21 protein-coding genes, 1 tRNA gene and 2 pseudogenes are annotated in these 26,773 nt (G+C 71.2%); 13 read left to right on the top strand and 11 right to left on the bottom strand.

What is annotated here, in order from left to right; genetic code table 11:
* Window positions 1-263: 263 nt before the first annotated feature.
* The 5 genes from ACIRB4_RS20880 (at window position 264) to mscL (ending at window position 5,399) form a co-directional block, all read left to right on the top strand.
* Complete coding sequence (locus tag ACIRB4_RS20880; RefSeq protein ID WP_403293232.1) at window positions 264-1,808, top strand: potassium/proton antiporter; 1,545 nt, start codon at window positions 264-266, stop codon at window positions 1,806-1,808.
* 409 nt (window positions 1,809-2,217) lie between these two features.
* The gene (locus ACIRB4_RS20875) at window positions 2,218-3,444 is read left to right on the top strand and encodes an MFS transporter (RefSeq protein ID WP_403293502.1); all 1,227 of its coding nucleotides are present in this window, start codon (window positions 2,218-2,220) and stop codon (window positions 3,442-3,444) included.
* A gap of 67 nt (window positions 3,445-3,511) precedes the next feature.
* Window positions 3,512-3,838, top strand: coding sequence for an FmdB family zinc ribbon protein (locus ACIRB4_RS20870; protein WP_403293231.1), 327 nt, complete (start codon window positions 3,512-3,514; stop codon window positions 3,836-3,838).
* A 478-nt stretch (window positions 3,839-4,316) separates the two neighbouring features.
* On the top strand, window positions 4,317-4,739 hold the full coding sequence (locus ACIRB4_RS20865; protein ID WP_403293229.1) for an RcpC/CpaB family pilus assembly protein: 423 nt from the start codon (window positions 4,317-4,319) through the stop codon (window positions 4,737-4,739).
* 111 nt (window positions 4,740-4,850) lie between these two features.
* Window positions 4,851-5,399, top strand: coding sequence for a large conductance mechanosensitive channel protein MscL (gene mscL / locus ACIRB4_RS20860; RefSeq protein ID WP_403293227.1), 549 nt, complete (start codon window positions 4,851-4,853; stop codon window positions 5,397-5,399).
* Between the two features lie 19 nt (window positions 5,400-5,418).
* On the opposite strand, the gene ACIRB4_RS20855 is transcribed toward mscL, so the two are convergent.
* Complete coding sequence (locus ACIRB4_RS20855; RefSeq protein ID WP_403293226.1) at window positions 5,419-5,634, bottom strand: hypothetical protein; 216 nt, start codon at window positions 5,632-5,634, stop codon at window positions 5,419-5,421.
* 206 nt (window positions 5,635-5,840) lie between these two features.
* Between ACIRB4_RS20855 and ACIRB4_RS20850 the strand changes: the two genes are divergently transcribed.
* Entirely contained in the window at window positions 5,841-6,914 is a 1,074-nt protein-coding gene (locus ACIRB4_RS20850) for a P1 family peptidase (RefSeq protein WP_403293224.1), read from the top strand.
* Window positions 6,915-7,072: 158 nt separating this feature from the next.
* Window positions 7,073-7,852 (top strand): DUF6227 family protein, encoded by a 780-nt coding sequence (locus ACIRB4_RS20845; RefSeq protein ID WP_403293222.1) that lies wholly within the window; start codon window positions 7,073-7,075, stop codon window positions 7,850-7,852.
* A 45-nt stretch (window positions 7,853-7,897) separates the two neighbouring features.
* On the opposite strand, the gene ACIRB4_RS20840 is transcribed toward ACIRB4_RS20845, so the two are convergent.
* The 4 genes from ACIRB4_RS20840 to ACIRB4_RS20825 all read right to left on the bottom strand — a co-directional run bounded on the left by ACIRB4_RS20840 (window position 7,898) and on the right by ACIRB4_RS20825 (window position 13,698).
* Entirely contained in the window at window positions 7,898-10,252 is a 2,355-nt protein-coding gene (locus tag ACIRB4_RS20840) for a fructose-specific PTS transporter subunit EIIC (RefSeq protein ID WP_403293221.1), read from the bottom strand.
* Window positions 10,249-11,202: a 1-phosphofructokinase gene (pfkB, locus tag ACIRB4_RS20835; RefSeq protein WP_403293219.1), complete on the bottom strand. Its 954-nt coding sequence runs from the start codon at window positions 11,200-11,202 to the stop codon at window positions 10,249-10,251. Before pfkB ends, ACIRB4_RS20840 begins: the two co-directional genes overlap by 4 nt.
* Window positions 11,199-11,960: a DeoR/GlpR family DNA-binding transcription regulator gene (locus ACIRB4_RS20830; protein ID WP_403293217.1), complete on the bottom strand. Its 762-nt coding sequence runs from the start codon at window positions 11,958-11,960 to the stop codon at window positions 11,199-11,201. Before ACIRB4_RS20830 ends, pfkB begins: the two co-directional genes overlap by 4 nt.
* Window positions 11,961-12,171: 211 nt before the next feature.
* Window positions 12,172-13,698 carry an MFS transporter gene (locus ACIRB4_RS20825; RefSeq protein WP_403293215.1) on the bottom strand — a complete coding sequence of 509 codons (1,527 nt, stop codon included), beginning with the start codon at window positions 13,696-13,698 and terminating at the stop codon, window positions 12,172-12,174.
* A 62-nt stretch (window positions 13,699-13,760) separates the two neighbouring features.
* On the opposite strand from ACIRB4_RS20825, the gene ACIRB4_RS20820 reads away from it, so the two are divergent.
* Complete coding sequence (locus ACIRB4_RS20820) at window positions 13,761-14,726, top strand: helix-turn-helix transcriptional regulator (RefSeq protein WP_403293213.1); 966 nt, start codon at window positions 13,761-13,763, stop codon at window positions 14,724-14,726.
* A 147-nt stretch (window positions 14,727-14,873) separates the two neighbouring features.
* On the opposite strand, the gene ACIRB4_RS20815 is transcribed toward ACIRB4_RS20820, so the two are convergent.
* Entirely contained in the window at window positions 14,874-15,875 is a 1,002-nt protein-coding gene (locus tag ACIRB4_RS20815) for an RNA polymerase sigma factor RpoD/SigA (RefSeq protein ID WP_403293211.1), read from the bottom strand.
* A gap of 332 nt (window positions 15,876-16,207) precedes the next feature.
* Complete coding sequence (locus ACIRB4_RS20810; protein WP_403293209.1) at window positions 16,208-16,996, bottom strand: dioxygenase; 789 nt, start codon at window positions 16,994-16,996, stop codon at window positions 16,208-16,210.
* Window positions 16,997-17,116: 120 nt separating this feature from the next.
* Between ACIRB4_RS20810 and ACIRB4_RS20805 the strand changes: the two genes are divergently transcribed.
* Entirely contained in the window at window positions 17,117-17,620 is a 504-nt protein-coding gene (locus tag ACIRB4_RS20805) for a MarR family winged helix-turn-helix transcriptional regulator (protein WP_403293207.1), read from the top strand.
* A 38-nt stretch (window positions 17,621-17,658) separates the two neighbouring features.
* Here ACIRB4_RS20805 and ACIRB4_RS20800 read toward each other — a convergent pair whose 3' ends face one another.
* A complete protein-coding gene (locus ACIRB4_RS20800; RefSeq protein WP_403293205.1) occupies window positions 17,659-19,194 on the bottom strand; it encodes an MFS transporter in 1,536 nt (511 codons plus the stop codon).
* Between the two features lie 125 nt (window positions 19,195-19,319).
* On the bottom strand, window positions 19,320-19,976 hold the full coding sequence (locus ACIRB4_RS20795) for a TetR/AcrR family transcriptional regulator (RefSeq protein ID WP_403293203.1): 657 nt from the start codon (window positions 19,974-19,976) through the stop codon (window positions 19,320-19,322).
* Between the two features lie 306 nt (window positions 19,977-20,282).
* Here ACIRB4_RS20795 and ACIRB4_RS20790 point away from each other — a divergent pair, with 306 nt between their 5' ends.
* A complete protein-coding gene (locus ACIRB4_RS20790) occupies window positions 20,283-21,554 on the top strand; it encodes a M6 family metalloprotease domain-containing protein (protein ID WP_403293202.1) in 1,272 nt (423 codons plus the stop codon).
* A 104-nt stretch (window positions 21,555-21,658) separates the two neighbouring features.
* Here the strand turns inward: ACIRB4_RS20790 and ACIRB4_RS20785 are convergent, their stop codons facing one another.
* Window positions 21,659-23,308 (bottom strand): class I adenylate-forming enzyme family protein, encoded by a 1,650-nt coding sequence (locus tag ACIRB4_RS20785; protein WP_403293201.1) that lies wholly within the window; start codon window positions 23,306-23,308, stop codon window positions 21,659-21,661.
* A 130-nt stretch (window positions 23,309-23,438) separates the two neighbouring features.
* Here ACIRB4_RS20785 and ACIRB4_RS20780 point away from each other — a divergent pair.
* Window positions 23,439-23,514 (top strand) — tRNA-Arg (locus tag ACIRB4_RS20780).
* Between the two features lie 67 nt (window positions 23,515-23,581).
* On the opposite strand, the pseudogene ACIRB4_RS20775 reads toward ACIRB4_RS20780, so the two are convergent.
* Window positions 23,582-24,735 (bottom strand): annotated as a pseudogene (locus ACIRB4_RS20775) (tyrosine-type recombinase/integrase).
* Window positions 24,736-24,916: 181 nt separating this feature from the next.
* On the opposite strand from ACIRB4_RS20775, the pseudogene ACIRB4_RS20770 reads away from it, so the two are divergent.
* Window positions 24,917-25,294: pseudogene (locus ACIRB4_RS20770) on the top strand (hypothetical protein).
* Window positions 25,295-25,722: 428 nt separating this feature from the next.
* Window positions 25,723-26,772 (top strand): DUF262 domain-containing protein, encoded by a 1,050-nt coding sequence (locus ACIRB4_RS20765; RefSeq protein WP_403293199.1) that lies wholly within the window; start codon window positions 25,723-25,725, stop codon window positions 26,770-26,772.
* Window position 26,773: the final 1 nt, after the last annotated feature.

The raw sequence follows: 26,773 nt of genomic DNA, 5'->3' as shown, positions 1-26,773 counted from the left end.
GCAGGGTGATCCTGGAGTACGGAAGCAACCTTAGGCGCAGGGCCGGGCCGGGCCGGACCCGGTGTGGGCGCGAGGAGCCACGCGCGCGTGCGCCTGGCACGGGACGGGCGATCGAGGAGAGGCCGAAGCGGCGTCAAGAGAACGTTAAAGATTAGGTAAGGTAACGAAGTGTCGACTGCTGGAACGATCCGGCTGCGCGCGAGGGGAAGGAACGGCCGCTGACTGTCCACCAGCTCAATGAACTCCTGCTCATCTGCTCGCTCGTGCTGCTCATCGCTGTCGCGGCGGTGCGGATCTCGTCCCGGAGCGGGCTCCCCAGCCTGCTGCTGTATCTCGGGATCGGGATCGCCATAGGGCAGGACGGCATCGGCAACGTCGCCTTCGACAACGCCGAACTGACCCAGGTGATCGGCTATGCCGCCCTGGTCGTGATCCTGGCCGAGGGCGGCCTGGGGACGCAGTGGAAGGAGATCAAACCCGCGTTGCCCGCGGCGGTCGTGCTGTCGACCGTCGGCGTCGCGGTGAGCGTGGGCATCACGGCGACCGCCGCCCACTATCTGGTCGGTCTGGAGTGGCGGCAGGCCCTGATCATCGGCGCGGTCGTCTCCTCGACGGACGCCGCCGCCGTCTTCTCCGTCCTGCGCAAGGTGCCACTGCCCTCCCGGGTGACCGGTGTCCTGGAGGCCGAGTCCGGCTTCAACGACGCCCCCGTCGTCATCCTCGTCGTCGCCTTCTCGACGGTCGGCCCGGTCGACAGCTGGTACGTCCTCGTCGGCACGATCGTCCTGGAACTGGCCATCGGCACGGCCATCGGCCTCACGGTCGGCCTCCTCGGCGCGTACGGGCTGCGGCACGTGGCCCTGCCCGCCTCCGGCCTCTACCCGATCGCCGTCATGGCCATCGCGGTCGTGGCGTACGCGGCCGGCGCGATGGCGCACGGCTCCGGCTTCCTCGCCGTCTATCTGGCCGCGCTGGTGCTCGGCAACGCCAAGCTGCCGCACGCGCCCGCCAACCGCGGATTCGCCGAGGGGCTCGGCTGGATCGCCCAGATCGGCATGTTCGTCCTGCTCGGACTGCTGGTGACGCCGAGCAAGCTGTTCGCCGACTTCTGGCCCGCGGTGGTCATCGGCCTGGTCCTGACGGTGGTCGCCCGGCCCCTGGAGGTCCTCCTCAGCCTGCTGCCCTTCCGCATCCCCTGGCAGGAACAGGCGCTGATGTCCTGGGCCGGCCTGCGCGGAGCGGTCCCCATCATTCTCGCGACGATCCCCATGGTGTCCGGGATCGAGGGCAGCGAGCGGGTCTTCAACATCGTCTTCGTACTCGTCGTGGTCTACACGCTCGTCCAGGGACCGACCCTGCCGTGGCTCGCCCGAGCGCTGAAGCTGGGCGACGGGGCGGAGGCGGCCGACCTGGGGGTCGAGTCGGCGCCGCTGGAGCGGCTGCGCGGGCACCTGCTGTCGGTCGCCATCCCGGCGGGCTCCCGGATGCACGGCGTGGAGGTCGCGGAGCTGCGCCTTCCGGCCGGGGCCGCGGTCACCCTCGTCGTACGCGACGACAAGAGCTTCGTACCGGGTCCGACCACCGTCCTGCGGCGCGGGGACGAGCTGCTCGTGGTGGCGACCGACCCCGTCCGGGACGCCGCCGAGCGGCGGCTGCGGGCCGTCGGGCAGGGCGGAAAGCTCGCCGGATGGCTGGGCACGGGCGGGGCCACGGCGGTCACCGAGCACCGGCGGCACGGCCACCGGCACGGTGACGACAGCGCCGACGGGCGGACCCATCGGCCCATCCGCAAGCGAACGTCCGGTTAATCACAGGCATCGATCGCAGGAGAAGGGCGTTTTCTCAGGCGGGACGGCGCCCTTCCCTGTACCATGAAGGCACACCTGATCGAACCAACTCTGCCTGACGCAGAGCTGGCGCGACCGTATGGCGGCCGAGGCACCCTCCGCAGTGGAGCCCGGCATCTACCGCAGTTCCGCGCATGAGGACAGCTCTCGGCGACACCCGCACCACCGTGCACGGGGCGCGCTACCAGGCGGCAGAAAGGCAAGGACCGTGGTGTCCACGGTCACCTCCGACAAGCCTGCGGCGGCTGAGACGTCTGCGACGTCCGAAACATCCGAAACACCTGCGACGTCCCAGAACTCCGCGGAGAACACCGGCCGGGTCGGGAAGCCCCGCAAGCGGGCCGGAAAGCGGGCGGCCGGTTACGGCCGGCTGCTGCGCACACCCGGCGCACTGTCGTTCCTGCTGCCCGGCTTCGCCGCCCGGCAGCCGTTCGCGATGCTGACGATCGGCATCGTCCTGCTCGTCCAGCACACCACCGGCTCGTACGGCAGCGCCGGTGCCGTCGCCGCCGCCACCGGCGTCTCGATGGCGCTGTTCGCCCCGCAGAGCGGCAAGCTCGCGGACCGCTTCGGCCAGCGCGCCGTCCTGATCCCCGGCGTCCTGATCCACTCCGCCGCCGTCGCCACGCTGACCGCGCTCGCCCTGGCCGGCGCCCCGATGTGGGCGCTGTTCCTCGCCGCCGTGCCGGCCGGTGCCTCGGTGCCGCAGATCGGCCCCATGGTGCGTGCCCGCTGGGCGGCGAAGCTGGAGGGTTCGCCGCTGATGTCCACCGCGGCGGCCTTCGAGTCGGTGACGGACGAGTTCACGTTCGTCGTCGGCCCGGTGCTCGCGACGGCGCTGTGCACCGGCGTCCACCCCGCCGCCGGTCTGATCGCCGAAGCCTCGCTGACGCTCTTCGGCGGCCTGTTCTTCGCCGCCCAGCGGCGCACCCAGCCCGCCCACGGCCTGGTCGCGGCGGCCTCCGCCGGACCGCGCGTCTCGGCGCTCTCCATCCCCGGCGTCCGGGTCCTGGCCATCGCCTTCCTGGGCATCGGCTCGGTCTTCGGCGGCATGCAGGTCTCCCTGACCGCGTTCTCCGAGGAGATCGGCAACCCCGGCGCCAACGGTCTGCTGTACGGGATCTTCGCCGCGGGCAACATGCTCGCGGGCATCGCGTGCGGCGCCGTCGCCTGGAAGATCGGCCCGCGCAAGCGCCTGATCCTGGGCTACGCCGGACTGACCGTGGCGGCCTCGCTGCTCTGGTCCGTCCACTCCGTGGCGCTGCTCGGCGCCCTGGGCCTGGTGGTCGGCCTGTGCATCGCCCCGGCCCTGATCACCGGCTACACCATCGTCGAGACCCTGGTCCCCGCCAACGCCCGGACCGAGGCGTTCACCTGGCTCACGGGCGCGGTGGCCCTCGGCCAGGCCGCCGCCGTCACGGTCGCCGGCCGGCTGGCCGACGCGCACGGCGCGAGCACCGGATTCCTGGTGCCGCTGGTGGGCACGGCGCTCGCGCTGGCCACGCTCCTCGCGCTGCGCTCGCGCCTGGCGCCCCAGGCGTCCGGACGGGTCGCCGCACGTGGTATCGGTCACCGAGTGCCGGTGACGGTGGACTGATCCCGCGGAATAGGTCACTATGGATCGTCGTTAGCACTCGATGAGTGTGAGTGCCAGGAGGAAGACAGTGCCGACCTACCAGTACCAGTGCACCGAGTGCGGCGAGGGCCTCGAGGCGGTGCAGAAGTTCACCGATGACGCGCTGACCGAGTGCCCGAGCTGCAAGGGACGCCTCAAGAAGGTGTTCTCGGCGGTCGGCATCGTGTTCAAGGGCTCCGGGTTCTACCGCAACGACAGCCGCGGCTCGTCGTCCAGCAGCTCGCCGGCCTCGTCGTCGAAGCCGTCCACGGCTTCCACCTCCGCTTCGTCGTCCTCGGACGCGAAGCCGGCCGCGTCGTCGAGCACGACGTCCAGCACGTCGAGCGGCTCCAGCTCGGCGAGCTCGGCCGCCTGAGCCTCCGTCTTTCGAGAAGCATCCTCCGGAAGCCCCACCGCTGTGCGCGGTGGGGCTTCCGGCGTTCGGGGCACCGATCTGCCCTTAGTCCCCCTCACGGGTGAGTGAGTTGTCCACAGGAGCCGGACCGTCCACAGGCCGGAGCGGGAGGAGCGCGAAGCCGGGAAGGTGGGGAGCGGCTCTTCGGATCTCCTGACAGGTGGTGTTCGCGATGACGACCTTCCCCGGCCACACCCGGCCGCACTCCCCCGGCGACAGCCACGGCTATGCCGGGCCGCACTCCCCCAGCCACGCCCCCGGAGGCTTCACCCACCCCCATGGGCCGGTCCGGCCCGACCCGGACAGCCGGGCCCGGCCCCCCTCCCTCTCGCCCGTTCCGGCGACGTGCGGTGTTCCGCAGTTCGAGCCTCTACGCGTGCGGGGCCGGCGACAGCGTCTGCGACGGGCCCTGCGGCGCAGGAGGCGTGCGCCCGCCGCCGTGCTGGCACTGACCGCGGCAGCGCTGGCGGTGGCCGGAGCCGGGGAGGTGTCCGCGGATCCTCCGCCGCACCGGGAGGCGCGGGAGCGGCCCCGGCCTCCCGCGGTGCGGCTCGTGTCCGCTCCGGTACGGATCGCCGACGCGGCGGCCGTGGCACTGCTGCGGCCCGGTGACCGCGTCGACGTGATCGCGGCGCCGGACTCGGCGACGGGCGAGGCGGGGAAGCCGCGTGTGGTCGCCACGGCCGCCCGGGTGGCCGACGTCCCGCGCCCGGGTGGGACCGGTCCGGGCGGTGGGACTGGTCCGGACGGTGGGACTGGTCCCGACGGTGGGGCACTGGTGGTCCTGTCCGTGCCGCGGGCGACGGCGACGGCTCTGGCCGGTGCGGGGATGACGTCCCAACTGGCGGTGACCCTGTGCTGATTCGTACGGGCAGCGTGCCAAGTAGCCGGTCCGGGTGTACCGATTGGACGCCTCCACGCCGGTCACGGCCTAATGGCTCCGTCAACCGCACACGCGACGAAAGGCATCCGGGTGACCCCGAAGAAGGAGAGCGTACTGGCGGGCTTCAAGGCCTTCCTGATGCGCGGGAACGTGATCGACCTGGCGGTGGCGGTCGTCATCGGCGCCGCGTTCACCAACATCGTGAACTCGGTGGTGAAGGGGGTCATCAACCCTCTGGTCGGCGCCTTCGGGACCAAGGACCTGGAGAGCTACAAGTCCTGTCTCAAGGCACCGTGCGCCATGGTGGACGGCGAGATGCAGGGCATCGAGATCCAGTGGGGTCTGGTCCTCAGCTCGATCCTGAGCTTCCTGATCACCGCGGCCGTCGTCTACTTCCTGATGGTCCTGCCGATGGCGAAGATCCTGGCCAAGCGGGCGGCGCACGAGAAGGCGAAGGAGGGCGTCCAGGAGACCATCGAGGTCAGCGAGCTGGAGGTCCTCAAGGAGATCCGGGACGCGCTCGTGGCGCAGCGCGGCGGGGACGGTGGCTCCGGCGGCACGCCGGGCGGCACGACGGGTGTGGGCCCGGGCGGCGGCTCAGGCGCCGGGGGCGGCACGGGGGCGCACATCACCCCCTAACCGACGGCTCGCGCCGGTGTCAGAGGTGGTGCGGCGGCTTCTCGTCGAGGAAGCGCGCGAGATCGGCGGCACTGTCACCGCCGTGAGGAGGCCGCTCGCCCCACCCACGGTCCGTGTCGTCCGCGGACTGCTGGTCCAGCGGATCATCGAAGATCAGTGCCGGCTTCGGTCGCGGTCGTGGATCGTCGTCGGACTGCTTCGCGTTGCGCGGGCCGTGGGTGGGGGCGGTGCTCATACGTCCAGGGTACGCCCGGAATTCGGCCTCGCACCCGGGTGATCGGCGGTCCTTCGGGCCGAGCACCCCCGGCCCGAGAGGACCAGGAACGCCAGCCCCATGATCTCCGGGCCCGCGGCGATCGCCGGCCCCACGACTGCCGAGCACGACGGTCGGGCGAGGGCCGGTCGGGGCGCCGGAGCGGAGGGGCGTGGTACGCAAGGGCCATGACGAAGCACGACGCACGCGACTCACTCGACGCGCTCACGGACGTGAGCGGCCTCCGGGTCGGCCACGCGCGCGTGGCCGGGCCGGGCGCGCTCAGCGGCACCACCGTCGTCCTCGCGCCGGAGGGCGGAGCCGTGGCGGCCGTGGACGTACGCGGCGGGGGACCCGGCACACGCGAGACCGACGCGCTCGACCCGCGCAACGTCGTCCAGCGGATCGAGGCAGTGGTCCTGACCGGCGGCAGCGCGTACGGCCTGGACTCGGCGGCCGGTGTGATGGCCTGGCTGGAGGAGCGGGGCCGAGGGGTACGCGTGGGGCCCGACCCCTCGCACGTGGTCCCGGTGGTCCCCGCCGCCTGCGTCTTCGACCTGGGCCGCGGCGGGGACTTCACCGCCCGCCCGGACGCGGCGACGGGGCGCGCGGCGGTGGAGGCGGCGGCGGCGACGGAGCTCCGCGCGCGCGTGGAGACCGGGGCGGTCGGCGCGGGCACCGGAGCCGTCGTCGGCGGGCTCAGGGGCGGGGTCGGTACGGCGAGCACGCTCCTGGCCTCGGGCATCACCGTCGGCGCCCTGGTCGTGGTCAACGCGGTGGGCTCCGCCGTCGACCCCGAGACGGGCGTGCTGTACGGCCGGTACTTCCAGGGCCGCCCGGAATATCCGGAGCCGGCCGTCCACGAGGCGGCGCGGCGGCGCCTCGCCGAGGCGCAGGCGACCCACGCGGCGCCGCCCCTGAACACCACGCTCGCGGTCGTCGCCACGGACGCCGTCCTCACCCGCGCGCAGGCGCAGAAGCTCGCGGGCACGGCGCACGACGGCATCGCGCGCGCCGTTCGCCCCGTGCACCTGCTCAACGACGGGGACACCGTCTTCGCCCTCGCGACCGGGGAGCGGGAGCTGCCCGCCGAGGCGGGGCCGCTCGCCCTGAACGACCTCCTCGCGGCGGGCGCGGACACCGTGACCCGGGCGATCGTGCGGGCGGTCCTGGAGACGGCCGAGGGCGTGTCGGGCCCGGGCGGGGACTTCCCCTCGTACCGGGAGCTGTACGGCGGGGCCACCGGCCCCGACTCCCGCTGACCGGAAGGAAGTTGACGCCCGCGACGAGGAGGACGAGGGGGCGCGCGGGAACTTCGGGTACGCCCCCGCCGTTTTCCCGAACGCCGGACACGATGTCAGACCCAGGCACTACGTTAAGCAAGCATCAAGTGACATGCGGCGACGGCCTGGAGACCCTCTTGAACGATCCGCGGGATTCTCACGATCCGTACGAGACGACCGAGACGCACGTTGAGCGGCTCCTCGGCCGGGCGCTCAACTCCTTCGATCTGCCCGACACTACGGTCGAGCGCCTGGAGACGGCGCTCGCCCACTCCAGCGCGCTGTACTCCTCGCACCACAGCGCGTCACTGCACCGCTCCATGTACCGGCACACGTATCTGCTCGCCGACGGCACGGCCCTGACCCTGTGGGAGCTGGTCCACAACACGGGCCGGGGCCGAGCCGAGCACCACGAGCTGTACGCGGAGGAGGACGAGGTCCGCCTCGCCGCGTCACGGCTGCTGCCGACCGGCCTGGACCCGGGCTGGGACGTGGAGCGCTCGGACGGGTTCGACCTCGACGACGAGGGCGACCTGGAGTCGCTGAACGCGCTGCTGGCCCGGCCGATACCGGCCCAGCCCCGGATGTACGTCTCGGACAACTCCGCGGACCACGCGCGCCGGGTGCTGCGGCGCGCGGAGAACGCGGACAGGCCCGGCGAGGGGACGGCGCGGCGGCTTCGGCTGGCGTTCGCGCACCACATCACGCAGGCGTTCGGCCGCCAGTGCCCGGCGGAGAGCCGCCGGGGCGCCGGATTCACGCTCTACGAGCACGCGTTCCTGCTGCTCGACGGCAGCGAGTTGAGCCTGTGGGAGGTCGAGCACACGGCGACACCGGACGGCCGCCACATGTGCGAGGTGTACGAGAACGAGCGAGCGGCCCGCGACGCGATGGAGCACCGGTCGCGGGTGCGCTGAGGAAAGCGGAGGACCGGCCACCGCGGTAGGTGGCCGGTCCACGGGTCAGGCCGCCACGGCGACCTTCGTGTCGGTGCCGGCCGTCTCCGGGCTGTCGCTCGGGGCGGGCTCGGGGGTCGGTCGGCGTGCGCCCTTGAGGAGGACGACCAGGGCGGCGCTGACGAGCGTGCCCGCCACGATCGCGACCAGGTAGAGCAGCGGGTTGCCGATCAGCGGGATCACGAAGATGCCGCCGTGCGGGGCCCGCAGGGTGCACTCGAAGAGCATCGACAGAGCGCCGGTGACCGCGCCGCCCGCCATCGCCGACGGGATGACCCGCAGCGGGTCGGCCGCGGCGAACGGGATGGCGCCCTCGCTGATGAACGAGGCACCGAGGACCCAGGCGGCCTTGCCGTTCTCCCGCTCGGTCTTGGTGAACAGCTTCCCGCGCACGGTCGTGGCGAGCGCCATCGCGAGCGGCGGGACCATTCCGGCGGCCATCACGGCGGCCATGACCTTGAGGGAGCCCTCGTTGGGGTTGGCGAGGCCGCCCACAGCGAAGGCGTACGCGACCTTGTTGACCGGGCCGCCCAGGTCGAAGCACATCATCAGGCCCAGGATCACGCCCAGGATGATCGCGTTGGCGCCGGAGAGGCCGGACAGCCAGTCGGTCAGCGCCTTCTGGAGGCTCGCGATCGGCTTGCCGATCACCAGGAACATCAGGAAACCGACGACGATCGAGGACAGCAGCGGGATCACCACCACCGGCATGATGCCCCGCAGAGCGGTGGGCACCTTCACCCTCTGGATGGCGAGCACCGTGCCACCGGCGATCAGACCCGCGGCGAGACCGCCGAGGAAACCGGCGTTGATGGTGAGCGCGATGGCACCGCCGACGAAGCCGGGGACGAGACCGGGCCGGTCGGCCATGCCGTAGGCGATGTAACCGGCGAGGACCGGGACGAGGAAGCCGAACGCGAGGCCGCCGATCTGGAACATCAGGGCGGCCCAGCTGTCGGCCTGGCCCCAGGCGAAGTACTCGGCGACCGAGGGCGCCTTGTCGATGTCCCAGCCGCCGACGGCGAACCCGAGGGCGATGAGCAGGCCGCCGGCGGCGACGAACGGCACCATGTAACTGACGCCCGACATCAGCCACTTGCGGAGCTTGGTGCCGTAGCCCTCGTGGGGCTCGCCCGCGTTCTCGACGGGCGTGCCGTGCTTCGCGGCGGCGGTGACCTCGCCGCGCGCGGCCTTCTCCCTGACCTCGGCGATCAGTTCGGCGGGCCGGTTGATGCCGGCCTTGACGCCGACGTCGACGGTGGGCTTCCCGGCGAACCGCTCCTTGTCCCGGACGGGCACGTCGTGCGCGAAGATGACGCCGTCGGCCGCCGCGATGACGGCGGGGTCGAGCCGGGTGAACCCGGCGGACCCCTGCGTCTCGACGACGACCTCCGCCCCGGCGGCCGGACCGGCCTTCTCCAGGGACTCGGCGGCCATGTAGGTGTGGGCGATACCGGTGGGGCAGGAAGTGACGGCCACGATCCGGAAGACCGGCGCGGACTTGTCACCGGCCGCGCCCGCCGACTCCCCGGCGGGCGCGTCGCCCGCGCCGCGCGGGGCGGCCGGGGAAGCCGGGGCCGTCCCGTCGGCGGCGTCCGCGTCGCCCGCGCCCCCGGGGCCGGTCTCTACGGAGCCCGTCGGCGCGGCGGCCGTTCCCTCCTCCGCGCGGACCACGGGCTCCTCGCCCGAGACGGGCTCGGTGGCAGACGCCGAGGCGGGCGCCGGGGCACGCCCCGCGCCAGCTACCTCGCCGGTGGCAGACGCCGAGGCGGGCGCCGTTGCAGGCCCGGCAGCGGGCTCCGGGACGGACCCCTCCACGGACCCCGCCCCAGCCACCTCCCCGGCGGCGGCCGTACCGCTCACCGCCCCGCCGGGAGTGGCGTCGCCCCCGGCGGTCGTACCGCTCACCGCCCCAGGGGTGGCGTCGCCCGCGATCAGGGCCGCCGCCTGCGCCGCCGAGGTCGCCCCGCGCAGCGCCCCCGTGAACTCCTCGTTCATCAGCTGGCGCGCCAGGGACGACAGGATCGTCAGGTGGGCGTCGTCGGCGCCCGACGGGGCCGCGATCAGGAAGATCAGGTCCGCCGGGCCGTCCGGGGCGCCGAAGTCGACGCCCTCGCGCGAGCGGCCGAAGGCCAGGGTCGGCTCGGTGACGTGCGCGCTGCGGCAGTGCGGGATGCCTATGCCGCCGTCCAGGCCGGTCGGCATCTGGGCCTCGCGGGCGGCGACGTCCGCCAGGAAGCCGTCGAGGTCGGTCACCCGGCCAAGCCCGACCATGCGCTCCGCGAGCGAGCGGGCCGCCGCTTCCTTCGTGCCGACGGACAGGTCGAGATCGACCAGGTCCGCGGTGATCATCTTGCTCATCGCGGGCTCCCTTGCTCGCTGAGTACTCGGTCGAGGGGTACGTCCGCGGTCACGGTGACCGCCGACGGATTCAGATCGGCAGGCGTCGGCATCTCGCTGCCCGGCAGCTGGACCGCCGCGGCGCCGTGTGCCACCGCCGCCGCCAGGGCGTCGGGCCCTTCGCCGCCCGCCGTGAGAAATCCGGCCAGGGAGGCGTCACCCGCGCCCACGTTGGAGCGGACCGCCTCCACGGACGCCGTGCCGTACCAGGTGCCGGTGTCCGACACCAGCAGCTGGCCGTCCGCGCCCAGGCTCGCGAGCACCGCGCCCGCGCCCCGCTCCCGCAGCTCCTCCGCCGCCTTCACGGCGTCGCCGACGGTGGCCAGCGGACGGCCCACGGCCTCCGCCAGCTCCTCCACGTTCGGCTTGACGACGTCCGGCCGGGCGGCGAGCGCCGCGAGGAGCGAGGGCCCTGAGGTGTCGAGCGCGATCCGGGCGCCCGCGCCGTGCGCGCGGGTGACCAACTCGGCGTACCACTCGGGCGCGAGGCCCCGGGGCAGGCTGCCGCAGCAGGCGATCCAGTCCGCGGCGGGCGAGTACGCGCCGACCGTGGCGAGGATCGTCTCGGACTCCTCGGCGTTCAGCTCCGGCCCCGGCGCGTTGACCTTGGTCAACGTCCCGTCCGGTTCGGCGAGGGCGATGTTGGAACGGGTGTGTCCGGCGACCGGCACCGGCGCCACCTCGATGCCCTGTCCGGCGAGGAGCTGGGCGACCAGCGCGCCGGGGGCTCCGCCGAGCGGGACGACGGCGACCGTACGGTGCCCGGCGGCGGCCACGGCCCGGGAGACGTTGACGCCCTTGCCCCCGGGGTCCATCCGCTCGGCGGAGGCACGGAGCACCTCGCCGCGGTCCAGGGCCGGTACTTCGTACGTCCGGTCCAGCGACGGGTTGGGGGTGACGGTGAGGATCATGCGCGTACGACTTCCGTTCCCGCGGCCTCGATCGCCGCGGCGTCCTCGGGGCTGAGCCCGCTGTCGGTGATGAGCAGGTCGACGTCGGCGAGGTCTCCGAAGCGGGCGAAGTGCTCCTGGCCGTGCTTGGCCGAGTCGGCGAGCAGCACGACCCTGCGGGCGGAGGCGACGACGGCCCGCTTGACGGCGGCCTCGGCGAGGTCGGGGGTGGTGAGACCGTGTTCGGGCGAGAAGCCGTTGGCGCCGAGGAAGGCGACGTCGGCGCGGATCTCCCCGTACGCCCGCAGCGCCCACGCGTCCACGGCGGCGCGGGTGCGGTGCCGGACACGCCCGCCGACGAGATGGAGATCGATGCCGGGGTGGTCGGCGAGGCGGGCGGCGACGGGCAGGGCGTGGGTGACGACGGTCAGCCCGCAGTCGAGTGGGACGTCGGCGGCGAGCCGGGCGACGGTGGTTCCCGCGTCGAGGACCACGCTTCCCGCCTCGGGCAGTTCGGCGAGGGCGGCCCGGACGATCCGGTCCTTCTCGTCGGCGGCGGTGGACTCGCGTTCGGCGAGGTCGGGCTCGAAGTCGAGCCGCCCGGCGGGTATCGCGCCCCCGTGCACCCTGCGGACGAGTCCGGCCCGGTCGAGGGCCTTGAGGTCGCGCCGTACGGTCTCGGCGGTGACCTGGAACTCCTCGGCGAGGGAGAGGACGTCGACGCGTCCGCTCTCGCGGGCGAGCCGCACGATCTCTTGCTGTCGCTCGGGTGCGTACATGTGGCTTTACGTCCATTCCATGCCCGAACCTGTGGTTTCACGAGCAGGCTACGCCCGCGTGTCGGCGAAGTAAACACACTCGGGCATACGGACGGACACGATCGGGCAACGGAGGACAGCGCAAGACCCCCGGTGAGGGACAACAGCGGAAGGCCCGGGTCCCTCGGACCCGGGCCTCCTCGATACGTCACCGGTTCACCGGTTCACCGGTTCAGTGAATGAGCGCCGGCTCCTTCGCGAGCTCTTCCACCGGCTCGCCCTCCTCCGCCGCTTCCGCGCCCTCCACATGCTGCTTCGGCTTCGCCGGCAGGGCGAACATCAGCAGGAAGATCGCGACGAGCACCGCCACCACCCACCCCAGCGCGTTCTGGAACGCGTCCGCGAACGCCGTCCCGATCTCCCCCGGAGCCCCCGCCAGCCGCTCCTCGTCGATCACGCCGTAGAAGACGACCGAGACCAGACCCAGCCCGAGCGCGTTGCCCATCTGTCCGGTCGTGTTGATGAGACCCGACGCCGAACCGGCGTGCTCCCTCGGTACGTCCGAAAGCACCGCGTCCGTCAGCGGGGCGACGATCAGCCCCATGCCCAGGCCCATGATCACCAGGGGCGCGATCATCTGCCAGGAGTGGATGGAGGTGCCGTACCGCCCGGCCTCCCAGAGGTAGAGCAGCACACCCGCCGCCATCGTCAGCGCGCCCGCCTGCAGCACCTTCCGGCCGAAGCGCGGCACCAGCTTCTGCACCGACAGGCCCGCCGCCACCGAGACGGCGATCGAGAACGGCACCCCGGTCAGCCCCGCCTTGAGCGGGCTCCAGCCCAGTCCGATCTGCATGTACAGCGTCCAGACCAGGAAGAAGATGCCCATCACGACACCGAAGGTCAGCTGCACCGCGATACCGGCCGCGAAGCTCTTCACCTTGAACAGCGACAGCTCGACCAGCGGCGAACCGTCCTTCCTCGTCTTGTACTTCTCGTACGCGACGAGCGCGCCGAACACGACGAGGCTGCCGGCCATGCACAGGTGACCCCACAGCGGCCAGTCCAGCTCACGGCCGCGCGTCAGCGGATAGATCAGCATCAGCAGCGCGAGGGTGACGAGCAGGACGCCGACCAGGTCGAGGCGGAGCGCCTTGGGAGCCTTGGACTCGGTGATGAACCTACGGCCCAGGATCAGGCCCGCGATGCCGACCGGCAGGTTGATCAGGAAGATCGGCCGCCACTCCAGGCCGAAGAGGTTCCACTGCGTCAGCAGCGCGCCGAGCAGCGGCCCCGACACGGCGCCCAGACCGATGATCGCGCCGAACATCCCGAAGACCTTGCCGCGCTCGTGGGCGGGGAAGGTGACATGGACGATCGACAGGACCTGAGGCACCATCATCGCCGCCGCCGCGCCCTGGAGGAGGCGGGAGGCGACCAGCATCTCCGGGTTCACGGCGAAGCCGCAGAGGGCGGACGCGAGGGTGAAGGCCCCCGTGCCCAGCAGGAACAGCCGCCTGCGGCCGTAGATGTCACCGAGCCGGCCTCCGGTGATCAGGCCGGCGGCAAACGCGAGGGCGTACCCGGCGGTGATCCACTGGATGGCTCCGAACGAGGCGCCGAGGTCGCGCTCGATGCTCGGGATCGCGATGTTGACGATCGTGGCGTCGACCAGGTCCATGAAGGCGGCGGTCATGACGATGGCGAGGGCGATCCATCGCCTGCGGTCGGTGCCGGGTCCGGCGGCGTCGTGTGAACTCATGGGATGAAGGTAGAAGTCATATAGGTCAGGTCGTGTCCTAGATGAGCGGCATCCTGGTGCCCATGACGGACACCCCCGCACGACTGCTGAATCTGCTGTCGCTCCTCCAGACGCCGCGCGAGTGGCCCGGCAGCGAGCTGGCCGAGCGGCTCGAGGTCTCGCCGCGCACGATCCGCCGGGACATCGACCGGCTGAGGGAGCTGGGCTACCCGGTCGAGGCGTCGAAGGGCGCGGTGGGCGGATACCGCCTGGTGGCCGGTACGGCCATGCCGCCGCTGCTCCTCGACGACGAGGAGGCCGTGGCCATCGCCGTGGGCCTGCGAGCGGGCGCCGGCCATGCGATTGAGGGCGTGGAGGAGGCGTCGGTACGGGCTCTGGCGAAGCTGGAGCAGGTCCTGCCGTCCCGGCTGCGGCACAGGGTCTCCACGCTGCAGAACGCGACGATGCCGCTGACTCGGGGCGACGGGGCGACGGTCGCCCCGTCCACGCTGACGGCCCTCGCGGGGGCGGTGACGGGGCAGGAGAGGCTGCGCTTCGGTTACCGCGCCGGGGACGGTACGGAGTCGAAGCGGCTGGTGGAGCCGTACCGGCTCGTGTCGACCGGGCATCGGTGGTATCTCGTCGCGTACGACCTGGGGCGCGAGGACTGGCGTACGTTCCGGGTCGACCGGGTGAGCGACCCGTTCGCCACGGGCGCCCGCTTCACGCCGCGCGAGCTGCCCGAGGGCGGGGCGGCGGAGTACATGACCCGCTCGATGGCGCGGGCCCAGCCGGATGTCGACCTGGACGTCGACTTCGCCGCCCCCGCCGAGTTCGTCGCGGCCCGGCTCCCCTCGCACCTGGCACCCACCGCCACGGGCCCGGACACCTGCCGCCTGCGCTCCCGTACGGCCGACTCCGTCGAATGGCTCGCGCTCCGCCTGGCCCTGGTCGACTGCGACTTCACGGTCCACGCGCCGGACGCGCTGGTGACGTACGTGAGGGACCTCGCGGCCCGTCTGGCGTCGTCGGTGGCATCGGTGGCCTGAGAGGCGGTGTGACGCGCACACGGTGAGACGCGCGCACGGGTGAGACGCGCTCACGGGCCCCAGGACCCGTGGCCCCGGTCTGCCGGCGGTCGCTCCCCGGGCCTGTCCGCGGCCTGTCCGGCGGGTCGGGGCCGGACAGGTCCGGTCCTAGGCCACCGCGTCGAATCCGGTGTCGCGGGCCATCTTCTTCAGTTCCAGCAGCGCGTGCTTCTCGATCTGGCGGATGCGCTCGCGCGTCAGGCCGTGCTCCTTGCCGACCTCCGTCAGCGTGCGCTCCCGGCCGTCCTCGATGCCGTACCGCATCCGGATGATCGAGGCCGTGCGGTGGTCGAGCTTGTCGATCAGGTCGTCGAGCTCCTCGCTGCGCAGCAGCGTGAGCACCGACTGCTCCGGCGAGACCGCCGAGGTGTCCTCCAGCAGGTCGCCGAACTGCGTCTCGCCCTCGTCGTCCACCGACATGTTCAGCGAGACCGGGTCCCGCGCCCAGTCGAGGACGTCCACGACGCGCTCCGGCGTCGAATCGAGCTCCGCCGCGATCTCCGCCGGCTCCGGCTCACGGCCGTTCTCGCGGTTGAACTCGCGCTGGACGCGCCGGATCCGTCCCAGCTCCTCCACCAGGTGGACGGGGAGCCGGATCGTGCGGGACTGGTCGGCTATGGACCGCGTGATGGCCTGACGGATCCACCACGTGGCGTACGTGGAGAACTTGAAGCCCTTGGCGTAGTCGAACTTCTCGACCGCGCGCACCAGGCCGGCGTTGCCCTCCTGGATCAGGTCGAGCAGGGGCAGTCCGCTGCGCGGATAGCGCCGGGCCACCGCGACGACGAGGCGGAGGTTGGACTTGATGAAGAGGTCCTTGGCACGCTCGCCCGCGGCGACGAGCGCCTCGAGCTCCTCACGGGACGCTCCGGCCGCGTCGCTCTCGACCTCTCCGTCGAGGATCTGCTGGGCGTACACACCCGCCTCGATGTCCTGGGAGAGCTCGACCTCCTTGGCGGCGTCGAGCAGGGGCGTACGCGCGATCTCGTCGAGGTACATGCCGACCAGGTCGCGGTCGGCGATGTCCCCGCCCACGGCGCGAACACTGCTTGCCCTCGAGCTGCTGCCGCTGGAGGCGGACGAACGACGGGCGACGGCACGGGTTGCCATGCGTGCTCCCTTGCTGAGTAGGTCGCGACACCCTTACGGGTGCCCTGCATCCGACGGAAACAACGACTGGAATCGGGACAGAATTCCCACGCACCGCATCGATTTTCGCGATCATGCAGTACCCTGTGCCGCCGCCGGGGCGCTCGCATAGCGCCGGAGCGGGCAGATGCGCAGGTCAGCTCGGTGCGGAGGCTGGACGCCGCGCCCGCCGACGGAAGAACCGTCGCGTCCGCCACGCCCGTGAAGACGAGGCCCGCCCTCTTCTGGTTGCTCTTGCGCTTCTCTTCCGGTTGCTCCGCTGGTTGCTCCGCGTCGGCCCGGGCGCGGGCGGGTCAGCCGAACTGCACGGAGCGCTTGGCGAGGCCCATCCAGAAGCCGTCGATGACGCTCCGGCCGCCGTCCAGGTCCCCCGCCGCGTCCGCGGCGCCCAGCGTCACGAAGAGTGGCGCGAAATGCTCGGTGCGGGGATGGGCGAGACGGCCGGCCGGGGAGGTGTGCGCGAAGTCGAGGAGCGCGTCGACGTCCCTCGCCTCCAGCGCCCGGCGCCCCCAGTCGTCGAACTCCGCCGACCAGCCCGGCACCCCGCCGCCCGGGTGCCGCAGAGCCGCCAGGTTGTGGGTGAAGAAGCCGCTGCCCACGATCAGCACCCCTTCGTCCCGCAGCGGCGCGAGCCTGCGCCCGATCTCCATCAGCTTCGTCGGGTCGAGGGTCGGCAGGGAGATCTGGAGTACGGGAATGTCGGCGTCCGGGAACATCTCCACCAGCGGTACGTACGCGCCGTGATCGAGGCCCCGGTCGGGGACGTCCTGCACCGGCATGCCGGGCCCTTGCAGCAGCTTGCGCACGGACGCGGCGAGCGCGGGGGCGCCGGGGGCCGGGTAGCGCACGCGGTAGTAGTGCTCGGGGAAGCCCCAGAAGTCGTACACGAGCGGCACGGTCTCGGTGGCGCCGAGGGCGAGCGGCGCCTCCTCCCAGTGGGCGGAGACCATCAGGATCGCCCGGGGGCGGGGCAGCCCGGCCGACCAGGCGGCGAGCTCGCCGGGCCAGACGGGGTCGTCGGCGAGTGGCGGGGCACCGTGCGAGAGGTAGAGGGCGGGCATCCGTTCGAGCGTGGCGTCCATGACGACCGCCTCCCAGAAATTTCGGCGAGCGCGAAGTGCTTTAAGGTTCAAGCTCATCTGACATGACAAGCCTAGACCCCATTTAGTTCAACTTTCAAGAATGAGTCGTAGGATAGATACATGACCTACGCATCCAAGGGCGAGCCCCGCTGGCTCAGCGACGCGGAGCAGGGCGTCTGGCGCGCATACCTCCACGCCACCACCCTCCTCGAGGACCACCTCGACCGCCAGCTCCAGCGCGACGCCGGGATGCCGCACATCTACTACGGACTCCTCGTCCAGCTCTCCCACGCGCCCCGGCGGCGGCTGCGGATGACCGAGCTGGCCAAGGGTGCCAAGATCACCCGCTCCCGGCTCTCGCACGCGGTGGCCCGCCTGGAGAAGAACGGCTGGGTCGCGCGCGAGGACTGCCCCTCCGACAAGCGCGGGCAGTTCGCCCACCTCACGGACGAGGGCTTCGCGGTCCTGGAGCGGACCGCGCCCGGCCATGTCGCCGCCGTACGGCAGGCGATGTTCGACCGGCTCACACCACGGCAGGTGGAGCAGCTCGGGGAGATCATGCGGGTGATGGCGGAGGGCCTGCAGCCCTCGGACCCGAACGCGGACCTGCCCTGGCTCCGCTGAGGAACCAGGGCAGGCGGCGTGCACGATGACGACCGGGCTCAGTGCACGATGACGGGGATCTTCACCTCGTCCTCGACGCCCTCACCGGTACCAGCGCCGGTGCCGTTGCCGGTGCCGGACCCGGCGGCCGCCCCGGCCCCCGGCTTCCCGGTGTTGATGAAGGTGACGGCGATCGCCGCCGAGACGACCAGGATGCCGACCGCCCACCAGATGGCCGCCGCGTAGCCCTCGACCATGCCCTGGAGCTGGAGCAGCTGCTGGGCGGCCGGGGTGGTGGCGCCGGCCGCGTTGTCGGTGAGGAACGCGGTCGTGGCCGAGGCGGCGATCGTATTCAGCAGGGCCGTACCGATGGCGCCGCCGACCTGCTGCGAGGTGTTGACCATGGCGGAGGCCACACCTGCGTCCCGCGGGTCCACGCCGTGCGTCGCCAGCGACATCGCCGGCATGAACGCCGTGCCCATGCCGAGGCCGAGCAGCAGCTGCGCGGGCAGGATCAGACCGGCGTAGGAGGTGCCGATCTCCAGCTGCGTGAGCAGCAGCATGCCGGCGCCCGCGGTCAGGAAGCCGGGGCCCATCAGCCAGCGCGGGGGGACCCGCGTCATCAGCCGCGTACCGATCTGGGTGGAGCCGACGATCATGCCCGCGATCATCGGGAGGAACGCGAAGCCCGTCCTGACCGGCGAGTACCCCTTCACGATCTGGAGGTAGTACGTCAGGAAGAGGAACAGGCCGAACATCGCGATGACGGCGAGACCGAGGGAGAGGTAGACACCGCCGCGGTTGCGCTCGGTCAGGACGCGCAGGGGCAGCAGCGGGGACTTCACCTTCGCCTCGGTGAGCACGAACGCGGCCAGCAGCACGGCCGAGCCGACGAAGAGGCCGATGGTGGTGGCGTCGGACCAGCCCTCGGACTCGGCGCGGGTGAAGCCGTAGACGAGCGTGACCAGGCCGAGCGTGGACAGGACGACGCCCGGGATGTCGAGCGGCGAGCGGTTGCGGCCGCCGGCCGGCTCACGGATCACGAGGTACGCGCCGACGGCGGCGACGATCGCGAAGGGGATGTTGACGAAGAAGGTCCAGCGCCAGTTGAGGTACTCGGTGAGGAAGCCGCCGAGGATCAGACCCACGGCGCCACCGCCACCGGCGATCGCTCCGTAGATGCCGAACGCCTTGGCGCGCTCCTTGGTGTCGGTGAACATCACCGCGAGCAGCGACAGCGCGGCCGGCGCGAGCAGCGCGCCGAAGGCACCCTGGAGCGCGCGGGCGCCCAGCATCAACGCCTCACCGGTCGCGGCCCCGCCGAGCGCGGAGGCGGCGGCGAAGCCGATCAGACCGACGACGAAGGTGCGCTTACGGCCCCACAGGTCGGCTATGCGGCCGCCGAAGAGGAGCAGACCGCCGAAGGCCAGGGCGTAGGCCGTGATGACCCACTGCCGGTTCCCGTCCGAGATCCCCAGGTCCTGCTGGGCGGAGGGCAGCGCGATGTTCACGATCGTCGCGTCGAGCACGACCATCAGCTGGGCGAGGGCGATGAAGACCAGCGCTTTCCAGCGCCTGGGATCTGTTTCGGACATGGGGGTAGCCACCTCTTGGTACGTAAAGGGAAAAACGGACGTACTGAGTGACGTGCTGGGTGACGTACTCAGTAAGGAAGTTGAGGAAGTCGACGGAGTTACGGGAGGACTGCCGTCATGGGCGGTCAGTCACCGCCCCGCAGATCCGCCAAGGTGGCGGCCGAGCCGGGCAGCACGGAGCGCGCGGGCGCTTCGAGGCCGTCCAGGAACAGCTGCAGATGACGGTGGACGAAGCGGTCCATGTTCAGGCAGGCGGTGCCGGGGAGCGGGCGGGTGAGCTGGGAGAGGGCCACCATCAGATCGCCGACGCCGACGTCGGCGCGGAGCCTGCCCGCCCGTTGCGCGCGGGCGACGAGGTCCTGGACGGCCTCCTCCAACCGCACGCGCTCGGCGTCCAGTTCGGGGTGGTCCTTGTCGAAGGTGCCGTCGAGCATGGGGCACAGGGCGCCGATCCGCTCGTCGGCGGCGGCGTGGGTGAAGCGGCGCAGCGCCTCGAAGGTGTCGGCCTCCTCCGCGACCGCCCGCTCCGCCAGCTCGGTGGTGCGGGACATGACGGAGACGACGACCTCCCGGATGAGCTCGGAGCGGTCCGGGAAGTTGCGGTAGAGCGTGGCGTTCCCGACGCCGGCGCGGCGCGCGATCTCGTCCAGGGGTACGTACGGGCCGAACTCGACGAACATCTCGCGGGCCGCGGCCACGATCCGCTCACGGTTGCGCAGCGCGTCGGCCCGCGGCCGCTGGGCGCGGCGGGCGGGTGCGGTGTCGGCGGTGCTGGTGCTCACGCCACGGCCTCCTTCGATGTTCCTTCGACGCTCCGGCGACGTTCTGGCCGCCTTCTGGCGACGGTCGTCGCCCACGCTTGCCGCTGATCCGGGGACTGGGTCCCCGTTTCCTCGGACACGGGCGTAAACGGGGAGGGACTCCCCGGTTATTTCCGCCCGGGCGCGTGACCTGGGTCACGCATGCCCGGGAGGCCGGAATACCCACGATCGGGCCACCCGGCGCGCGCCCCCGCACCTCTCGCCACAGGCTGATCGAACAGTGCGGCACGGATCACCCGTGGAACGGATCCTCAGGGAGGCGACCGTATGCAGCAGTCCAGCCGGCGGATACGCAGACCCGTCACCCTGGCCGCGGCGGCGGCCCTCGCGCTCGCCGCCCTGGCCTCCGCCAGCACGAATCTGCCCGGGCCGGCTCCGGCCTCGGCCGGGCCCGTGGCCACCACGCCCGGCAACTCGCCGCTCGAACCGTGCCGGATCGCGACGACGATGGGTGTGCAGATGTCGGAGGGGCTGCCCACCGCCCCCGGATACGCCCGCTCCACGGGCCGCCTCAGGGCCCTCAACCTGATGATCGACTTCCCGGACGCGCTCGGCGAGGGCACGGCGCTCGGCCGGTACGGCGAGTTCTTCCCCCAGACCACCGACTGGTTCCGCACCAGCTCCTACGGGCGGCTCAGCTACCACCCCGAGACCCCGATACGCGACTGGCTGCGGATGCCGAAACCGTTCTCCTCGTACGGGATAGAGCGCGGCGCACCGTACGAACCGGGCTATCGCTCGCTCGTCGAGGACATCGTCGGGGCCGCCGACCCGAAGGTGGACTTCAGCGCGTACGACCTGGTCAACATTTTGGTCACCCCGAACGCGGGGCCGTCGGCGCTCGACACCGTGCTGTCCGTCACCTTCTCGGGGAACGACGAGGCCCCCTACGCGGACGGGGTCCCGCTCTCGCACACGTCCTTCGTCTACAGCCGCCAGGACGACGGCTCGGGGACGTACGCCGACACCGGCTACCGGGTCCTGCCGCACGAGAACGGCCATGCCTTCGGGCTTCCCGACCTCTACACCGTGGACGGCGGCGGCACGGTCGGGCACTGGGACATCATGTCCGAGGACTGGGGGGCCAACAACGACTTCCTCGGCTGGCACAAGTGGAAGCTGGGCTGGCTCGACAACCACCAGGTCGGCTGCGCGTCCCGGCCGGGCACCACCGAGTACGCGCTGACCCCGCTGGCCACCGCCGGGGGCCTGAAACTCGCCGTCGTACCGCTCTCCGGCACCTCCGGCTACGCCGTCGAGGTCCGCACCCAGGACGGCAACGACGAGGCCGTCTGCCGGCCGGGCGTGCTGATCTACCGCGTCGAGTCGGACGTCGACACCGGGCACGGCCCGGTGACGGTCGCGGACAGCAAGCGGGACAGCGGCGGCTGCACCCGGCGCCCGAACGTCCACGCGGAGCTCTCGGACGCTCCGTACCGGCCGGGCGAGACCTTCACGGACCGGGCGAACGGGATCAGGATCACGGTGCTCGACAAGGACGGGAAGGGTCGCTACCGCGTGCGGGTCACGCGGAGCTGATGCGGGCGGGGGCGGGGGCGCGCTTGCGGGGGGGCGCTTGCGGGGGGGCGCTTGCGGGGGGGGCGCTTGCGGCGGCCGGGTCCCGCGCGGCGTGTTCGAGGCTTCTACGCGAACGTGGTGGTGGCTCGCAGCTCGCGCTTGAGGATCTTCCCGGCGGGGTTGCGGGGCAGCTCGGTGTCCCGTACGACGATGTGCGCGGGCACCTTGAAGGCGGCGAGGGACGCGCCCACGTGCGCCCGCAGCTCGTCGGCGGTGACCGAGGCGCCCGCGCGCAGCCGTACGACCGCGGCGACCTCCTCGCCGAGCGCGGGGTGCGGCACTCCGAGGACGGCGGCGTCGACGACGTCGGGGTGGTCGTGGAGCACGGCCTCGACCTCGACGCAGTACACGTTCTCGCCGCCCCGGATCACCATGTCCTTGAGCCGGTCGACGACGGTGACGCGCCCCTCGCGCAGGTGGGCGAGGTCCCCGGTCCGGAACCAGCCGTCCTCGGTGAAGGCGTTCCGGGTGGCCTCCTCGTCGCGCCAGTAGCCCCGGAAGAGGGACTGCGCCCGGAGTTGGAGCTCGCCGACGCCGTCGGCGTCGGGCCGGTCGATCCGCACCTCCACGGCGGGGGCGGGCCGCCCCGCGCTGCGCGGGTGGGCGCGGTACTCGGCACCGAAGTTGGCGAGGACGCCGCCGCAGGTCTCGGTGAGGCCGTAGCCGTTGCGCGGCTCGACGCGGTCTCCGTAGCGGGCGGTGAGCCGGGCGACGAGCTCCGGCGGGGCGGCGGCCCCACCGGTGTTGAGCATGGTGAGGCTCTCCAGCGGATCGTCGGTGCGCTCGGCCAGGTCGAGCAGGTGCAGGGCGGTGGTGGGCACGCCGGCGTAGTGCGTGACGCGGTGCTCGCGGATGAGCTCAAGGGCCCGGGCGGGGTCCCACTTCCGCATGAGTACGAGGGAGCCGCCCGCGGCCATGACGGAGAAGAGGGAGGTGAAGGCGGCGACGTGGAAGAACGGGAAGGTGGTGAGTGAGACGGGCGCGGCGCCCTGGCCCGGGATCGCGCCGCGCGAGAGGGCGGAGGCGGCGGCGAAGTACCGCGGGTTCATCGCGGCCCCGGCCTGGGCGAGGTGGGTCGCGACGGCGCCCTTCGGCCGGCCGGTGGTCCCGGAGGTGTAGACGATGGTGGCGTCGTGCTCGGGCAGGACGTCGACGAGGGGTGGCCCGAGGTGGGGGTCGGTGTCGGGCACGTACGGCTGGAACCCCTCGGCCGCCTCCCCGTGGAAGACGATCCCCGGCACGCCGTGCTTCCGGGCCCAGCGCGCGACCCTGCCGACCCGTTCGCCGTCGACGAGAAGGATGCCGGGCGCACAGTCGTCGAGCGCGTACGTGAACTCCTCCTCGGTCCACCAGGCGTTGAGGGGGACGGCGACGAGCCCGGCGAGCTGGGCGGCCCAGAAGGCGATCTGCCACTCGGGGTGGTTTCGCATGGCGACGACGACCCGGTCTCCGGGCCGCAGGCCGTGCTCGTCGACGAAACTCCGGGCCAGGCCGCAAACGGCGTCGAAGAACTCCCGATAGGTCAGCGTCCCGCCCTCGGACACCAGGAACGGCCGGTCGCCGTACGCCCAGGTGACCTCCACGAACTCCCGCAGCGTGCGGGGCCCGTCGACATACACGCCGCCCTCGACGGCGAACGGCGCCCCGTCGGCGGTCAGCCGCACGTCGACGTCCCGCGCCACGCCCCCTCCGGACGACCCGGTGTGCGTCGCCACGACCACCCTCACCCCCTCGCTAAGCGCTTGCTCAGTTCCCACGGGGGACGCTATGCCGGACCTCCGGACCGGGTCAACCCTACGCATCACGCCCAGCCCTCGATCCGCTAGGCTGTGCCTGATCACCCACGCCTTCGTAGCTCAGGGGATAGAGCACCGCTCTCCTAAAGCGGGTGTCGCAGGTTCGAATCCTGCCGGGGGCACCAGACAAAAGGCCCCGGACCGATCATGGTCCGGGCCTTTGACATCCACTTCTGACATCAACGGCGTCGGTCACTGACGACAGGGACGCCGCTTCCTGAGCAGCCGGTCCATGTGGCTCATGGCCTCCCGCTGCGTGTCCTGCACGACGTGCGTGCAGACATCCATGGTGATGCTGATCTGGGAGTGCCCCAGGATCTCCATCACCACGCGGGGCGCGACCCCGGCCGCCGTGAGGAGCGTCGCCGTGCCGTGCCGGGCGTCGTGCAGCCGGATCACCCGGAGGCCGGCGGACCGGGCGACGCGGGTGAAGGACCGGTAGAGGTTCCGCCGCTCGACCGGGCGGCCGGTGCGGGTGGTGAAGACGTAGTCCGACTCGCGCCAGGTCTCCCCCGCTTTCGCCCGAGCCGCTACCTGCCGCATCCGGTGCCAGCGCAAGGGCGCGATGCAGAGCGCGGGCAGCGGGACGGCACGGCGACGACGGCTCTTGGGATCGTCGTCGTACAGCGCGCTCCGGCGGCGGCTGCACCTGCTGACGGACGTACAGCACTCGGCCGTCGAGGTCGACGTCCGACCAGCGCAGGCCCACGATCTCTCCCCGGCGGAGCCCCATGGCGGTGGCGAGCACGAAGGCCGCGTACAGCGGGCCCTTACGGGAGGCCGCCAGGAAGTCGAGCGTCTCGTCCAGAGTCCAGTGCTTCAGCTCGCGGTTGTCTGTGCGAGGAGGTCCGACGAGCTTGGCGACGTTCCGCGTGATCAGCTTCTCGCGGCACGCCGAGGAGAGCGCCGAACGCAGCACGCAATGTGCCTCCTTGACCGTCGCCGCAGTGGTCTTCCCCTCCAGGCGGACGAGGAAGCGGCGCACGTCGGCGACGCCGAGGGATTCGAGCCGTTTCGCGCCGAGGAGCGGCACCAGGTAGAACCGGACGTGCGCTTCGTACTTGTCGTACGTGCTGAGCTTGAGCCGGGGCTTGATGACGCTGTCCAGCCAGTACGGCAGCCATTCGGCGAGCCTGGCAGACCGGGTCGGCACGGGCACGCCTTGGCCGACCTTGTCGAGCAGTTCCCGGCGCTTGGCATCGCACTCGGCCCAGGTCTTGCCGTAGGCGAACTTGCGGGCGGGTGCCGTCCGGCTGAAGGACGTAGACCGCGCATTGGAAGCGGCCGTCCTTGCGCTTGGTGATGGTGCCGGCGCCGTTGGGGTCCCGCTTGCGTTGCTGGGCCATCAGGCCGCCGCCTCCAGTTCGTTGGTGATGTACTCGCACACCCGGGCCTGCACTGGCTGACGGACGAGGCCGAACACGAACGGGCCCTCGCCTACCTGACCAGCGGCACGGGGTACCAACTCACTCTCTACGACGAGAGCACCCGCTACGTGCTGCTGGCTTACCCGGCGGGAGCGACCCCATGAACGGGCCCACCCGCGGCTACTGGTGCGAATGCTGGACCGAGCAAGTCACCGGCACGGGAGGGCCAGCGCGTGTGGCCTCGTTCGGCGCATACTCGGCACCCCAGGCAGACCGATGGGTCGCCATCGCCCTCCGCACCATCTCACCGGCACTCGACTCCGACGCGTCGGACGAAGCGTGGACGTGGTTGCACGAAGAGCGCGCCGAGACCCGCAGAGCCCCGATGCGCTCCAAGCCCTGCACGGTGACCATGACCCATGCCGACGTCCGCATCACCTAGACGATCCGGCCCGTGCTCTTCCTGCCCCTCGTACACCGGCAGGACGCCGAACTCCCAGCATGTGCACACAGCTTCAAGCCCCACCGCGCAGACTGAGTTACAACTTTCTCTACTTGTTCAAGGCACCCGCCGCGCACGGCGCGGCGCGTGCGGCCCGTCGCCCGGGCCGCCGCTCCTGTCTTCGCCCCGCTCCGGCCCTGCCGCCGGCCGCACGCCTGACAGCGCGGGTTGATGGGTGGTGAACCCCTCTGTGGCTGGGGCGGTCGGCTCCGCGGCTTTAGCCACCTCCCCGGTCAGGGACCCGCGTCGAGCAAGACCAGGGGGCCACTCGCTCACATTGCGGTCAGGCTCAAGAGCTGACCGAGTTGCCGGCAAGCGTACGGCCCCCTGATCATGCTCGACCCCAGCCCGGGCAGGCCACCGGCCAAACCCGCTCCACCGACCTCATCTCCAAGCCCTCGCTTGGAGTATCGGATGTTCTTCAAGGTGTGACACGCCCCGCGCACACGCCGTAACCTGCCGCTATGAGCGATCCCAAGGCAATGCAGGCGCAACTTGACATGCAGCGCAGGAAAATCGACGTAGATAACTACACCATCACAGTTCGCGAGTTGCTGAGTATGGCCGAACGAAACGAACTGAAGCGAGCACCCGAATACCAGCGCAAATTCCGTTGGGACGAGGAGGCGGAGTCTCGCCTTATTGAGTCGATTCTCCTTGGGCTCCCCGTGCCGAACCTATTTTTCGCCACGAATGAAGACGGATCTTGGGAGGTTGTTGACGGGCTGCAGCGAATCTCGACCCTGATCCATTTCGCCTCAGAGTCGGAGGCCCAGTTGGCGGAGATCAAGAAAAGTTCTCCGCTCGTACTGAGCAGCCTCAAAGAGCTCGACGAGTTCAATGGACTGACCTACGAGGACCTTCCGCCGGCAATGAAATTTGCCTTCACGAAGAGAGGCCTGGGGGTAACTGCACTCTCAGACAAGAGCGACCCTCAGATTCGTTTCGATACTTTCGAGCGACTCAATCGAGGGTCAGTCGAGCTTTCTAAGCAGGAAGTACGGGCATGTATCTACGAAGGGACTTTTAATAAGCTGATCCGCGAACTCGCAGAGGGGGATGACTTTAAGTCCCTGGTCAAGCTTCAAAAGAAGAACGAAGAGAACGCAACTCGCGAAGAGTTGGTCTTGAAGTTCTTCGCCTACCTGAATGACCGATCGACATTCAATGGCGCGGTCCATGATTTCCTAAATGCCTACATGGAAGCCAACCGCAACTCATTCGACGTCACCGCCGGCCGAGAGGTATTCGAGAGGGTTGTCGAGGAGATTCTCCACATAACGCAGGGCCCCTTGCTGCGCTCGAACACGAACATCACGCCTCAGAACGAACTGGAGGCAGTGATGGTCGCATGCGCTGAACTAATCACAGAGAAGGGGTCAGTGGGTCAGCCTCCCTCTGGTTGGCTCGATGATAGTCAGCTGGTCGCCGCTAGTACAGGCGCGACAAATACCAAGGCCAAGCTTAGGGATCGCATCGCTCGGGCAAAGGAACTTCTCACGCCGGAGGGGTGAA

It is taken from the genome of Streptomyces sp. NPDC093600 (assembly GCF_044764755.1).
Lineage (GTDB): Bacteria > Actinomycetota > Actinomycetes > Streptomycetales > Streptomycetaceae > Streptomyces.
The sequence above is the reverse complement of the archived record's forward strand: the minus strand, read 5'-3'. Positions and strand labels throughout refer to the sequence as shown.

Coding starts and splice junctions, on each gene's coding strand:
- ACIRB4_RS20815 (WP_403293211.1), bottom strand. CDS start 15,875: ATGGCAACCCGTGCCGTCGCCCGTCGTTCGTCCGCCTCCAGCGGCAGC.
- ACIRB4_RS20765 (WP_403293199.1), top strand. CDS start 25,723: ATGAGCGATCCCAAGGCAATGCAGGCGCAACTTGACATGCAGCGCAGG.
- ACIRB4_RS20805 (WP_403293207.1), top strand. CDS start 17,117: ATGACCTACGCATCCAAGGGCGAGCCCCGCTGGCTCAGCGACGCGGAG.
- ACIRB4_RS20850 (WP_403293224.1), top strand. CDS start 5,841: ATGACGAAGCACGACGCACGCGACTCACTCGACGCGCTCACGGACGTG.
- ACIRB4_RS20840 (WP_403293221.1), bottom strand. CDS start 10,252: ATGAGCAAGATGATCACCGCGGACCTGGTCGATCTCGACCTGTCCGTC.
- ACIRB4_RS20790 (WP_403293202.1), top strand. CDS start 20,283: ATGCAGCAGTCCAGCCGGCGGATACGCAGACCCGTCACCCTGGCCGCG.
- pfkB (WP_403293219.1), bottom strand. CDS start 11,202: ATGATCCTCACCGTCACCCCCAACCCGTCGCTGGACCGGACGTACGAA.
- ACIRB4_RS20800 (WP_403293205.1), bottom strand. CDS start 19,194: ATGTCCGAAACAGATCCCAGGCGCTGGAAAGCGCTGGTCTTCATCGCC.
- ACIRB4_RS20810 (WP_403293209.1), bottom strand. CDS start 16,996: ATGGACGCCACGCTCGAACGGATGCCCGCCCTCTACCTCTCGCACGGT.
- ACIRB4_RS20830 (WP_403293217.1), bottom strand. CDS start 11,960: ATGTACGCACCCGAGCGACAGCAAGAGATCGTGCGGCTCGCCCGCGAG.
- ACIRB4_RS20855 (WP_403293226.1), bottom strand. CDS start 5,634: ATGAGCACCGCCCCCACCCACGGCCCGCGCAACGCGAAGCAGTCCGAC.
- ACIRB4_RS20820 (WP_403293213.1), top strand. CDS start 13,761: ATGACGGACACCCCCGCACGACTGCTGAATCTGCTGTCGCTCCTCCAG.
- ACIRB4_RS20825 (WP_403293215.1), bottom strand. CDS start 13,698: ATGAGTTCACACGACGCCGCCGGACCCGGCACCGACCGCAGGCGATGG.